Here is a 340-nt window from a genome sequence, read left to right as displayed (position 1 = left end):
CGATGGCCGACTGGGCCGGCACCCGCACCGGCCTGTCCTACATCCCTCCGGGCTCGCCGTGGCGCAACGGGTACGTCGAGTCGTTCAACAGCCGGATCCGCGACGAGTGCCTCAACATCAACAGCTTCTACTCGCTGCTGCACGCACAGGTCATCATCGGCGACTGGAAGGACGAGTACAACCACCACCGCCGGCACTCCTCGCTCGGCTACCTAGGGCGTGTTGCTAAAGGGTTTCAAGCTTTGGGTGCGCCAGTCTTGAGGGGTGTCGCGTGATGTCATCTCGGACGAGGTCTGGGCCGTGATCGGCCCGCTGTTCCCTGCCCCGAAGTCCACGGGTC

The 340-nt window shown here is 64.4% G+C and carries 1 protein-coding gene; it reads left to right on the top strand.

Going from position 1 to position 340, the window contains the following annotated elements:
- A partial coding sequence (locus J1M40_RS12050) for an integrase core domain-containing protein (RefSeq protein ID WP_206450833.1) occupies positions 1–275 on the top strand: 275 nt, incomplete at its 5' end.
- Between the last annotated feature and the right edge of the window lie 65 nt (positions 276–340).

Origin of the sequence: Micrococcus sp. KRD026, assembly GCF_017168445.1 — a bacterium.
GTDB classification, from domain to species: Bacteria; Actinomycetota; Actinomycetes; order Actinomycetales; family Micrococcaceae; genus Micrococcus; species Micrococcus luteus.
The sequence above is the reverse complement of the archived record's forward strand: the minus strand, read 5'-3'. Positions and strand labels throughout refer to the sequence as shown.